The 11493-nt window shown below is 43.5% G+C and carries 12 protein-coding genes; 5 read left to right on the forward strand and 7 right to left on the reverse strand.

What is annotated here, in order from left to right:
• The first annotated feature begins 30 nt into the window (after positions 1 to 30).
• Positions 31 to 2106, forward strand: coding sequence for a beta-galactosidase (locus ACQKMP_RS13760; protein ID WP_427469562.1), 2076 nt, complete (start codon positions 31 to 33; stop codon positions 2104 to 2106).
• A 56-nt stretch (positions 2107 to 2162) separates the two neighbouring features.
• Here the strand turns inward: ACQKMP_RS13760 and ACQKMP_RS13765 are convergent, their stop codons facing one another.
• The gene (locus ACQKMP_RS13765; protein WP_339242009.1) at positions 2163 to 2708 is read right to left on the reverse strand and encodes a GNAT family N-acetyltransferase; all 546 of its coding nucleotides are present in this window, start codon (positions 2706 to 2708) and stop codon (positions 2163 to 2165) included.
• The gene (locus ACQKMP_RS13770) at positions 2705 to 3355 is read right to left on the reverse strand and encodes an NUDIX hydrolase (RefSeq protein ID WP_339242007.1); all 651 of its coding nucleotides are present in this window, start codon (positions 3353 to 3355) and stop codon (positions 2705 to 2707) included. The genes ACQKMP_RS13765 and ACQKMP_RS13770 overlap by 4 nt, the downstream gene beginning before the upstream one ends.
• 142 nt (positions 3356 to 3497) lie before the next feature.
• On the opposite strand from ACQKMP_RS13770, the gene ACQKMP_RS13775 reads away from it, so the two are divergent.
• Together ACQKMP_RS13775 and ACQKMP_RS13780 are read left to right on the forward strand one after the other, a co-directional pair.
• Complete coding sequence (locus ACQKMP_RS13775) at positions 3498 to 4019, forward strand: hypothetical protein (protein WP_042189307.1); 522 nt, start codon at positions 3498 to 3500, stop codon at positions 4017 to 4019.
• A gap of 5 nt (positions 4020 to 4024) precedes the next feature.
• Positions 4025 to 4459 carry a DUF5301 domain-containing protein gene (locus ACQKMP_RS13780; protein WP_427469563.1) on the forward strand — a complete coding sequence of 145 codons (435 nt, stop codon included), beginning with the start codon at positions 4025 to 4027 and terminating at the stop codon, positions 4457 to 4459.
• A 45-nt stretch (positions 4460 to 4504) separates the two neighbouring features.
• Here the strand turns inward: ACQKMP_RS13780 and kduD are convergent, their stop codons facing one another.
• The 3 genes from kduD to kduI all read right to left on the reverse strand — a co-directional run bounded on the left by kduD (position 4505) and on the right by kduI (position 7028).
• Positions 4505 to 5263, reverse strand: coding sequence for a 2-dehydro-3-deoxy-D-gluconate 5-dehydrogenase KduD (kduD, locus tag ACQKMP_RS13785; protein ID WP_042189303.1), 759 nt, complete (start codon positions 5261 to 5263; stop codon positions 4505 to 4507).
• Positions 5264 to 5306: 43 nt separating this feature from the next.
• Entirely contained in the window at positions 5307 to 6062 is a 756-nt protein-coding gene (locus ACQKMP_RS13790; RefSeq protein ID WP_076286209.1) for a DeoR/GlpR family DNA-binding transcription regulator, read from the reverse strand.
• Between the two features lie 132 nt (positions 6063 to 6194).
• Complete coding sequence (gene kduI, locus ACQKMP_RS13795; protein WP_076286208.1) at positions 6195 to 7028, reverse strand: 5-dehydro-4-deoxy-D-glucuronate isomerase; 834 nt, start codon at positions 7026 to 7028, stop codon at positions 6195 to 6197.
• 235 nt (positions 7029 to 7263) lie between these two features.
• Here kduI and ACQKMP_RS13800 point away from each other — a divergent pair, with 235 nt between their 5' ends.
• A complete protein-coding gene (locus ACQKMP_RS13800; protein ID WP_427469564.1) occupies positions 7264 to 8940 on the forward strand; it encodes a hypothetical protein in 1677 nt (558 codons plus the stop codon).
• Between the two features lie 297 nt (positions 8941 to 9237).
• The gene (gene aspA, locus ACQKMP_RS13805) at positions 9238 to 10662 is read left to right on the forward strand and encodes an aspartate ammonia-lyase (RefSeq protein ID WP_042128747.1); all 1425 of its coding nucleotides are present in this window, start codon (positions 9238 to 9240) and stop codon (positions 10660 to 10662) included.
• 106 nt (positions 10663 to 10768) lie between these two features.
• Here aspA and ACQKMP_RS13810 read toward each other — a convergent pair whose 3' ends face one another.
• Together ACQKMP_RS13810 and ACQKMP_RS13815 are read right to left on the reverse strand one after the other, a co-directional pair.
• Positions 10769 to 11308, reverse strand: a complete 540-nt coding sequence (locus tag ACQKMP_RS13810; RefSeq protein ID WP_042189294.1) for a MerR family transcriptional regulator — start codon at positions 11306 to 11308, stop codon at positions 10769 to 10771.
• Between the two features lie 15 nt (positions 11309 to 11323).
• Positions 11324 to 11446 carry a hypothetical protein gene (locus ACQKMP_RS13815; protein ID WP_339241999.1) on the reverse strand — a complete coding sequence of 41 codons (123 nt, stop codon included), beginning with the start codon at positions 11444 to 11446 and terminating at the stop codon, positions 11324 to 11326.
• Positions 11447 to 11493 lie beyond the last annotated feature (47 nt).

The following is an 11493-nucleotide window of genomic DNA, read 5'->3' on the forward strand; positions in this document are numbered from 1 at the left end:
TGGGCAGAATTGAGAGGATGATCTTACATTATGACTAAAAAACACTCCCCGATTAGCAGCAAAGCTCCAGTGATGCTGCACGGTGCCGATTATAATCCTGAGCAATGGCTGAAGTACCCAGAAATTTTGCGTGAGGATATTCGTCTGATGAAGCTTGCGAATTGCAATGTGATGTCTGTCGGAATTTTTTCTTGGGTATCCCTAGAGCCTGAAGAAGGTGTGTTCACTTTCGATTGGCTCGATAGTGTTTTGGATTCTTTTGCAGAGAATGGGATTTATGCTTTCCTGGCAACTCCTAGTGGAGCACGACCTGCTTGGATGTCTGAGAAGTACCCTGAAGTTCTAAGAGTGGAACGTAATCGTGTTCACAATTTACATGGCTTCCGTCATAATCATTGTTTCACCTCGCCTGTGTATCGGGAAAAGACTGCGATTTTAAATGCGAAGCTAGCAGAACGTTATAGCCAGCATCCTGCGGTTATCGGTTGGCATATTTCGAATGAGTTCGGTGGCGAATGTCACTGTGATCTTTGTCAGAATGCTTTTAGAGATTGGTTAAAGGTCAAATACAATAACAGTCTGGATGAGGTGAATCATGCTTGGTGGGCTACTTTTTGGAGTCATACCTACACTTCTTGGACACAGATTGAATCCCCGGCTCCACATGGAGAGACACAAGTTCACGGCTTGAACCTCGACTGGCGGCGGTTTGTCAGTGAACGGACGATTGACTTCTGTCAGCATGAGATCAATGTTGTTCGTCCTTACAATCCTGCACTGCCTATTACAACGAATATGCATATGATCGATGGCATTGATTATCGCGAACTAGCCAAAATTCTGGATGTTGTCTCATGGGATGCTTATCCAGAATGGCATTATACTGAAGACGGTGACGATGCTAGACTGGCAGCATGGACGGCGATGCACTACGATTTAATGCGCTCTTTTAAAAAGAAACCGTTCCTGCTCATGGAAAGCACGCCATCTCTTACGAACTGGCAATCGGTCAGTAAGCTGAAGCGTCCTGGCATGCACAAGCTGTCTTCACTTCAAGCGGTAGCACATGGTTCGGATTCCGTTCAATATTTCCAATGGCGTAAAAGCCGGGGCTCTAGTGAGAAGTTCCACGGTGCAGTTGTTGACCATAGCGGCCACTCCGAGACTCGTGTGTTTAAAGACGTTACAGAGGTAGGAAAGACGCTGGCGGGAATGACAGAAGTAGTAGGTACATCAACTCCAGTAAAAACAGCGATTATTTTCGACTGGGACAACCGCTGGGCGATCAAGGATGCGCAAGGCATTCGTAATTCCGGATTGCGTTATGAGGAGACTGTACTACAGCATTATCGTGCCCTTTGGGAGCTAGGCATTCCAGTTGATATGATCGGATCGGGGGATGATCTGTCCGCTTACAAGCTGGTGATCGCACCTATGTTATATCTGATCAGTGAAGAGAATGGAAAGCGCATCGAGAAGTTTGTTGAGCAGGGCGGAACTTTCCTGGCAACCTATTGGTCTGGTGTCGTTAACGAAACGGATTTATGTCATTTGGGTGGATTCCCTGGACCACTACGTAGAACGCTCGGCATTTGGGCAGAAGAGACCGAAGGGCTGCATAGCCGTGATTTGAATGGTGTTGTAATGCAGGCGAGCAATGCACTTAATCTAAGTGGAGATTATGATGCGCATGAAATTGCTGAGCTGATCCACTTGGAAGGTGCGGAAGCATTAGGCACTTATCGCAGTGATTTCTATGCTGGCCGTCCAGCACTTACGGTAAATCGTTTCGGTGAAGGAAATGCATATCACCTCGCTACTCGTGTGAAAGACGCTTCTTTCTACGTTGAATTGTATGCCGCGATCACTGCTAAAGCAGGAATTACCCGTGCACTTGATAGTGAGCTTCCAACTGGTGTGACAGCGCAGCTTCGTACCGATGGAGAAAGCGATTATATCTTTGTGCAAAACTACAGTGGCAGTCCGCAAGCAGTCAAATTAGATGGAGCGGATTATACAGATTTGAGCTCAGGTACTGCAGTTCCGGCTGTATTGAATCTAGCGGTGAATGATCTCGCAATGTTGAAGCGTAAATCGTTAGTATAAAAAGAAGGCAGGACCTGAGGGATTCAGGTTCTGCCTTTTTTCTTACACATGTAGGATCAATTCGCGAATCGTCCCATCATAATCGTGTTATAGAATTTTCCGTCAGCAAGAATCTTATCATTTTTTAATATTCCCTCGATCTCAAAGCCAAGCTTCTGATAAAGGGTGATAGCTTTGTCGTTCGTTTCGAGGACATTTAAAGTGATTTTTTGGATACCGTTAGCGTCGGCCCAAGCAATAGATTCTGCTAAAAGATTCCTTCCAATTCCATAACCCCAATAATCCTGCAGCACACATACTCCGAACTCGACTTTATGAGCGAATCTTGCTAATGAATGGCCTTCGCATCTAGAGAACCCAACGATTTGATTATTAACTACCGCGATTAGAAATAAGTTTCTTAGTTTCTCTGAATCAGATAGAATAAGCTGCTGAAACCCTATTTCGTCTATAAAAGCCTCCCCTGGTTCTCTGTCTAAATTCTCGGTCTCACCATCGATTTGTACTCTTAATTCAGATAATGCCATAGCATCCGTAGTGATTGCAGATCTTATGGTGTAATGGATGTCTTTCACGGTAAATGTTCGTTGATTAATAATCATTTGTCCTCCGTTACTACTGGTGATTTTAGAAATATTGCTTCAATACCCTCGATAATACGAGTATAATAACCCACTTCATGAGGTACAAAATGGGTCTTGTCTACATCCTGCTCAATAGTAATTCTATGTCCATGCGGATCGATTTGAAAACCGTTGACTTGTAGACTATGTATTTCTCCCTGCCAAAATCTGCGAAAATCAGAGAACTTAGCTTTGACAATGCCGGCGACCTCTTCTTTTTGTAGCTGGAAATCTTCTAGACGATAGGGATTGTTATAAACAAAGACATGCGCTCGTTCATTATCGATAAGTTTTTCTTTTTTCATACTGTAAGGAATTGTTCCTAGCGGGATCAGGTCTTTTAAGGATAAATCCAGTCCCAGCTCTTCATGAACCTCGCGTGTTCCATCTTCTACAGTTTCGTTTGCTAGCAAATGTCCGGCGGCCGTGATATCCAGTAGCCCAGCATAATCTTGTTTCTGTTTACTCCGAAGTTGTAAATAGATATAGGGTATTTCCTGATCTTTGCTTATGAACCAGCAGTGGAAGGTCTCATGCCAATGACCTAACCGATGTACCTCTTCACGTGGAGCCGTACCTGTTCGGTTGCCTGCTTCATCAAAAATGGTAAGTATCTCATTATGCATAGAAAAGCTCCTTTGTGATGATTTCTTCTTTCTAAAGCCTATCATAAAAACGTTCGAATTACCCTAAATGTTAGGGAGGTTCTTATTGACAACCGCTAGAATGAAATGTATATTTTTGGATGTTAATCAAAGGAGGAGTTAAATGAATTTAGTAACCATGAAGCAGAAGGATTTGGACACTTTTAGTGATGAAAGATTAGGATGGGCCTGTATGGAGCCTACCTTTCAGCAGATTCGCGCAAAATCACCATCGATCAAATCCGAAGTGATCTCAAAGCTCACAGACGGACAGAAAGCACTTTGTATGTTCAGAGTAATGCATGATCACAGCCGTAATTCCGAAGGGGAGTATTATGCTTGGATTTCTTACATGCAAGACCTGCCGGGGTATTGGACAGGGGTGATGGGAGGCATACGATTTTTTGGCGATGATCCGATGATTCTTTTGCTTCAGGAAACAAAGGCATTTCTCGAAGAAAGAAACAATCGACTTGGAATACAGTGGGTTGATGCTACCATCACGGATCTCGATCGAGATCCTGAGTTGTTGAATGAGATGAGTGGTTTATTTGAACGATTTAAGAACATAGCCGAAGATAGCCACAGGTTGATTGGCGAGTATATTCGGGCACATCCGGGAGAATTTGTGGAGATAGAAGGCTAATAATTATGAAAAAAAGTAAATTATTTTTATTGTTTCTTATAGTAATAAATCTGCTTCTTTATGGAGTTCCCTTATATCACAGTTATAATTCATTTCAAAATCTTGTACTGGATCGAATCGATGCTACTCAAATCACCTCCATTAGAGTTCTTAAGAGTTCTAATGAACAAGAAATTAAAGTGGATGACCCGAAAGAAATTGAAAAGATCATACATGAGTTTTCTGACGTGAAATTAAAAAGAAGTGAAGCATCAGAACGACCTGCGGAGACCTATTGGATAAGAATATATGTAAATAAAGATCAGCGCTTTGGAATGACACTCTTTGGCACAGATTACTTGTATTTCAGCGATCGATCTAGTAATAGTAAGTATCACTCTGGAAATTTTAAGATTACTAGTAAATTTGATGGGGAATCCATTACAAGCTTGTTTAAGTAAAAATAACCCGCTGCTTCAGGCAGCGGGTTAAATATTTCAGGTTATTTATCTAGCCATCCATCCGCCGTCAACATTAAGAATATGACCATTCAAATAGTCGGATGCTGCGGAAGCTAAGAATACAGCAGGACCTTTAAGATCATCAGGTGTTCCCCAACGTGCAGCTGGAATACGATCTAAGATAGCATCCGAGCGGCTTTGGTCAGCACGGATTGGAGCTGTATTTTCAGTCGCCATGTAGCCTGGTGCAATCGCATTGATGTTCAGACCGGAGCCTGCCCATTCATTGGCAAAAGCTTTAGTAAGACCTGCAACCCCGTGCTTACTCGCGGTGTAGCCAGGGACATTGATTCCGCCTTGATAGGAGAGCATAGAGGCGATATTAATGATTTTGCCGGATCCTCTTTCCAGGAAGTGGCGGCCAGCGATCTGAGACAGAAGGAACACTGTGTTCAAGTTCAGGTTAATAACATCGAACCAGTCTTTTTCACTATGGTCTTTTGCCGGAGTACGGCGGATCATTCCTGCACAGTTCACGAGAATGTCAACATGACCAGTCAGTTCAAGTGCTTGGTCAAATGTGTTTTGCAGGTTGCTATGATCACTTAAGTCAGATTCGATGCTAACCGCTTTTACACCAAAAGCTTTTGCAGCGTTTACGGTTTCTTGACTTGTATTAAGCGATACGGATGCAATATCCGCACCTGCTTCTGCGAAGGCAAGGGCAATGCCTTGTCCAAGACCTTGAGCAGCACCGGTTACGAGTGCTGTTTTACCTGCCAAGCTGAATAATGATGATGACATTATAAATTACGCCCCTTTGATTTAAATGGATTTGATTCCGTTATTACTCACATTCAATGGCAATGCCTGCGCTGCGGAACTGTTCTGCTGTTTCGGGAGAGAGTCCTTTATCTGTCAAGATAACGTCAACTTCCTGCAGAGAAGCGAATGTACGCAGCGCAGTTTGGCCGAATTTATGATGATCCACAACCGCGAACACCTTACGGGCAGTAGACACAAGGGCTTGCTTAAACTCAATTAAATCTCCTGTATAAATAGAAAGTCCATGTTCGATATGAACAGCTGTCGAGGACAGAAATGCTTTTTGAATATTAAGTTGTTGCACATAGGAGACGGCTTCAGGGCCGGCCAACATATTGCGGACACGGTAACCTCCGGGAACGACGAGACGAATATGATCTTTGGGAACCAGTTCGCTGATGATGTATACATCATTGGTGACTACCGTTAGAGGCATATTGTCCAGGCGTCGGGCAATTTCAAGCGTTGTGCTCCCGCCGTCAAGAGCTATAATATCGTCCTGTTCAATATGAGCAAGCGCGCGCAAGGCGATCTCTGTTTTTTCGTCGGAATACTTATCCAATGGATCCTTAGAGGGCAAAATACCAAACTGGTCGCTTTGTGCCAGCACAGCTCCGCCATGTACACGTACGATCAGTCCTTGCTCCTCCAGCTTGCTTAAATCCTCACGAATTGTTTTTCCCGTAACTTGTAGCTTATCGCTCAGTTCATTCACCGTTACATCTTTTTGGTTCAGCATAACTTCCATAATCATCTCATGTCGTCGTATCGGGTTCATCCGCTTGCCTCAGCTTTCCGTAATTGATTAAAATTATAAGAAAGTTTAAGTTTCACGCTAGACTCTTCCTTATAATTCTCGCATAAACGCTTATCGTCCTTAAAAGGACGCCGAAGGCGTTTTAGCTTATCTCTATTGTAGTTCTTTCATGGATACGGGGTCCATATCATCATATCTTTTATTATCGCCAGCCATACTCCAGATAAAAGTATAGTTATGAGTACCAACACCACTGTGGATGGACCAGCTTGGAGAAATAACCGCTTGTTCGTTTTGCATTACGATATGGCGAGTTTCATTAGGCTCTCCCATCAAGTGGAACACAACGGAATCGTCCGGTAGATCGAAATAGAAATATGCTTCCATCCGGCGTGGATGTGTATGTGCTGGCATCGTATTCCACATGCTACCTGGCTTCAGTTGAGTCATACCCATAACTAGCTGAGCACTTTGCACGCCATTTGTATGAATGAACCGGTGAATGGTACGCTCATTGGAGTTCTCCAAACCGCCCATTGCACCAGATTCGGATTCAGCCAGAGTGGTTTTGGTAGTTGGATAGGACTGGTGAGCAGGCGCAGAATTCAAATAGAATTTAGCGGGCTTGGAAGCGTCTGCACTTTTGAAGATAACATCTTTAGAACCTTGACCGACATACAGACATTCTTTGAAATCTACTTCATATTCTGTACCATCGACAATAACCGAACCTTTACCGCCAACATTGATGATCCCCAGCTCACGGCGTTCCAAGAAGTAAGTAACCCCAAGTTCTTTAAGGTCAGTTGTAAGTGCAACTTCTTCCTTAACAGGATTAGCACCGCCAACGATCATGCGATCCTCATGGGTAAGTACAAGTTTCAGTTCATCTGGTGCAAAAATGACAGGAATGTGGAATTCCTTACGGAGGCGCTCAGTGTCAAACTGCTTAACTTCATTAGGATGGGATGCAAAACGTCTTTCCATGGAATATTCAATCTCCTTCACAAGCATATTTTCGTTCGTATAGGTACAATTTACTCCATATACGTTCATATTACAAGTGTTTATTTTTAGATGTTGGTTCATTTTAGTTTATTTATAAGTTTTAATAATTGCCAAATGAACGAAAAGTGTGCACAATAGATCTAAAATGCTTAGTTCTCATTTATAGGATTGTTATCATACTATTGAAAATTGAGATGTGGGAGGTTGAACTTGAATGCTGGAGTCGAATGGTATTCAGAGTACTTATCAGGACCGTCAACAAGAAATCATTATAAGTATAGCGCTGGAAGCGCAGAGACAGCCTCTGCTTGAGAGTGGACTCTGGTTCCACGATGATGTGCGAAATAACTTTTATTATGCCTCATATCTTTTTGCAGCTGCAGTAGATGATTCTTTGTCGTTGCCTTTTGACCGGGAAGAAGCGAAACAGAAGGCACAGGATGTGCTGCTAGAGACATTAATGCTACAGAATCGTCAACCTGGCACGGAGCTATATGGGCACTGGCCGCTTGGATTGAATCCGGTTCCACGTGAGGCTTCGCCGCATGAATTGCCTGTAGAAATTATGGGCAGTCTGATGGCCTACTTTTGCAAAAGATATGGTGGAGCACTAAACGCTCAACTTCGCATTGTCCTGAATACAGCATTTGGACACATTTATCGGAGTGATTTCTACCGTAAGCCGGTAATCACTTTTGGGCATCATGAAGCGAAATATACAGCAGCAAAGCTGATTTTTGGCACTATGTTTGCAGATGATGTGCTCGTTGAGGATGGTCGTCAAAGCTTGAAGGACACATTGACATACATCCGCTCTAAGGGTATGCCAGAATACGGCAGTCTCCCGTGGTTCTGGCATTGGATACAAGCGTTTACCTGCGCTTTGGAGCTTGTCCCGACAGAAGATACGGATTTAATAACTACTCTTAAAGACATGCTTGATCATCTTTGGAAGGTAAGAGCAGAGTTTTATTTACATGGAGCTTGGGTGGGTGCACATTCTAGAGGTTGGCCACATGATGTACCAGGGGATGCTAATGTGCTTCATGACTATGTTCAGTTCGGGGACTTCAAGCTTTCAGAGGCAATGCCACGCACGGAATACGCTGGACTCCTATTCTATAAAGCACCAGATGAGGCTTTAACAGCTGCAATGAATCGGCGGACGCCAGTGGAAACCACCAAGATTACACAGAAGGTAGTCCCGGCAAATCCGAACGCTCAACCGTTGCTTCATTCCTATGCCTATATTACAGAGGATTTTGCAGCAGGCGGGATGTGGGAACGAGTAGAGGAATTTGATAATGAACAGCTCCGTTGGACTTTCTCTCTGCCTGTGAATGGAGAAGGAGGGTCCAACCAGCTATTTTTCTTCCATCCAGGTCAAGGCTACAATGAGGGAGATCCTCGCCATCAGAGCCGTTATATGGAGGTCCTCTATCACAAAAATGTAGTTATTTCTTTATTTCCCATTCCTCAGGGGGAAAAGAATACGATCATCGGTGTTCTTCCTCATGGGGAGTGGATGCAAGACCCGAACGCCTTATTCGGTCAGGTTGGGGATGTCTATTTCGCAATATATTTATCTCAATCGTACCAACTACAGGAACGTCCGGGATACATTGAGGTAACCGTTCAAGGGATGCCGGGTGGGGTGATCGTTGAGGCGATCGGTGTTAAGGAGTCTGCAGAGCGTGGCATCATCGGAATGGATGCATTCGTAATAGCAATGGCCCATAATGAACCCCAATTTGAGATGGAAGGCGGCTTGGCGGCTCATTATACGACCAGTAATGGCGATAGATTGCATTTGAGTATGAAGAGCGAGTCAGAGCAACCGCGAGCTTTGCTGAATGGTGTGAAGATCTCTTTGGAGAACTATACGGTTTAATAAGAACTCAACATAGTTGTGAGTTAAGTTTGGATGGAGTCGACCTTAAGGTCGGCTTTTTTATATTATAAATGCGCATACTATGCTATAGCTTCAATTGGAAATTTACTCCTAATAAAAACTAGCTTTCCTTTAAGGGCAAGGCTTTCGTAATCTTATTTGAAATTAATTACATTAATCTCTAATTTTATGAGAGACATTTATCACAATAAAGGTTAATATCTAAGTGAGACATATGAATGAATGCGCTTTCTTAAATCCGTTCAAACCTAACTCAAAGAATGCGAGGGATTTACTGTGACAGGAACTGAATTTCGTGTAGAAAATGATTTTCTAGGCAGCAAACAAGTAGATAAGAACGCATACTATGGGATTCAGACATTACGCGCAGTAGAGAATTTTCCAATTACGGGTTATAGAGTGCACAATGAATTAATCAAAGCGATGGGGATCGTAAAGAAAGCCGCTGCGCTTGCAAATATGGAAATCGGCAGGCTCTATCGTGGGCTTGGAGAAGTTGTTGTGAAAGCAGCAGATGAGATCATCGAAGGTCAATGGCACGAACAATTTATTGTAGACCCTATACAGGGTGGTGCAGGTACCTCGTTAAATATGAATGCCAATGAAGTCATTGCTAACCGTGCATTAGAGCTGCTTGGTCATGAAAAAGGAGACTATCGTCATCTAAGTCCCAACTCTCATGTGAATATGGCGCAGTCTACAAATGATGCATTCCCGACGGCTATTCATATTGCGACGCTTTCTCTTCTGGAACAACTGCTTGTTACTATGCGCAGAATGCATGAGGTGTTTGCAGACAAAGCCAAGGAATTTGATCCGGTTATAAAAATGGGACGCACGCATCTACAAGATGCAGTGCCAATTCGTCTGGGCCAAGAGTTCGAGGCTTATCGCAGAGTACTTGAGAGAGATATCAAACGTATTGAACATACACGTCATCATTTGTATGAAGTGAATATGGGGGCAACGGCAGTAGGAACTGGATTAAATGCTGACCCTCGATATATCGAAGTGGTTGTAGAACATTTGGCCGAAATAAGTGGATTGCCGCTAGTTACTGCAGATCATCTTGTGGATGCTACGCAAAATACAGATGCATACACAGAAGTATCTGCTGCGCTAAAAGTCTGCATGATGAACATGTCCAAGATTGCTAATGATCTTCGACTCATGGCCTCCGGCCCGCGGACAGGGTTTAATGAAATTTCATTACCTGCTCGCCAGCCTGGTTCCTCCATTATGCCAGGTAAAGTTAATCCGGTTATGGCAGAGGTCATCAATCAGGTAGCTTTTCAAGTGATAGGAAATGACCATACAATCTGTCTGGCTTCCCAAGCGGGTCAACTGGAACTGAATGTTATGGAGCCAGTTCTAGTGTTTAATCTCATTCAGTCCATCAGCATCATGAACAACTCCTTCCAAGTCTTCACAGATTTCTGTCTGGCTGGTATTGAAGCCAATAAAGAGAAGCTAGAGCGGGATGTGGAGCGGAGTGTCGGAATCATTACTGCGGTTAACCCACATTTGGGCTACGAAGTGGTTTCACGTATTGCTCGTGAGGCGATTTTGACAGGAGAATCTGTTCGTGAATTGTGCCTTAAGTATAATGTGTTATCCGAGGAAGAGCTCAATCTGATTCTGGACCCATACGAAATGACGCATCCAGGAATCGCAGGCTCAGCTTTATTGCAGAAGCAATAGGGGATTACCTAACCGTTAATCGCTGACTTTGTCATGCGTGTCCTACGACATTTAAAAAGAACCTACTTCAACGCTAGTTAGAAGTAGGTTCTTTTGCGTTTCAGGCTTACAGGAAAAAGAATGAGCGTAATAGACCACGTTTCCTTGGTGGAGAGGGCAACCTTGTAGTAGTAACGGGACGAGAAGCTTCGTTAGATGTGAAGACGTTGCCTTTTGAAGCTTGCATGGGTTCTAGGGTTGCTGCTAATTGTTTGATCATTATCCGCAGATCCTCAAGCTCTTCACGCTGCTGAAGCAACTGTATCATGACTACTTCGTCGGCTTTTTGATCGAGTGTACGTTCAATATAATGAATCCGGGATAATATATCTTGCATAGGCTCAGCGTCTGTGGGATGAAGTGGATCTTGCGGTGACGTAGACATCTGCTTTTCATTCGAGTCAGTTAATTGAATACTCTCTAGTGGTTCTCCGTGATTAATGCGGTCTTTAATATGACTAAGCAAGCTGATTTGCTGCTCTGAGAATGTATAGTGGCCAAACCGGTCTTTTGGAAAAAAATCAGGGAACATAGCAGCCCAACGTTTGATCGTAGTCTGGCTTACTGACAGCAGCTCTGCGGCATCCTTTGTTTTCAGAATTTCCATTTTGATTCCTCCAGTTCAGGTAGTCATGTTATGAGTAATTCGTTGTTCAATTGCTGCTCCCTGCAAGGCTGACAAAGGAAGTGCGGATTCGATAAACAAAGTGTAATTACGAGCAATCTCACCATTCTTGGATTTCACTATCTTGCTTTTACATTCCAGAATGAGTACAGATGACCCAGTAGCGG

The sequence above is a fragment of the Paenibacillus sp. NPDC101420 genome (assembly GCF_050277435.1).
Taxonomy (GTDB): Bacteria; Bacillota; Bacilli; order Paenibacillales; family Paenibacillaceae; genus Paenibacillus_AQ.

Coding starts and splice junctions, on each gene's coding strand:
- kduD (WP_042189303.1), bottom strand. CDS start 5,263: ATGTCATCATCATTATTCAGCTTGGCAGGTAAAACAGCACTCGTAACC.
- ACQKMP_RS13765 (WP_339242009.1), bottom strand. CDS start 2,708: ATGATTATTAATCAACGAACATTTACCGTGAAAGACATCCATTACACC.
- ACQKMP_RS13790 (WP_076286209.1), bottom strand. CDS start 6,062: ATGAACCCGATACGACGACATGAGATGATTATGGAAGTTATGCTGAAC.
- ACQKMP_RS13770 (WP_339242007.1), bottom strand. CDS start 3,355: ATGCATAATGAGATACTTACCATTTTTGATGAAGCAGGCAACCGAACA.
- kduI (WP_076286208.1), bottom strand. CDS start 7,028: ATGGAAAGACGTTTTGCATCCCATCCTAATGAAGTTAAGCAGTTTGAC.
- ACQKMP_RS13810 (WP_042189294.1), bottom strand. CDS start 11,308: ATGGAAATTCTGAAAACAAAGGATGCCGCAGAGCTGCTGTCAGTAAGC.
- ACQKMP_RS13775 (WP_042189307.1), top strand. CDS start 3,498: ATGAATTTAGTAACCATGAAGCAGAAGGATTTGGACACTTTTAGTGAT.
- ACQKMP_RS13760 (WP_427469562.1), top strand. CDS start 31: ATGACTAAAAAACACTCCCCGATTAGCAGCAAAGCTCCAGTGATGCTG.
- ACQKMP_RS13800 (WP_427469564.1), top strand. CDS start 7,264: ATGCTGGAGTCGAATGGTATTCAGAGTACTTATCAGGACCGTCAACAA.
- ACQKMP_RS13780 (WP_427469563.1), top strand. CDS start 4,025: ATGAAAAAAAGTAAATTATTTTTATTGTTTCTTATAGTAATAAATCTG.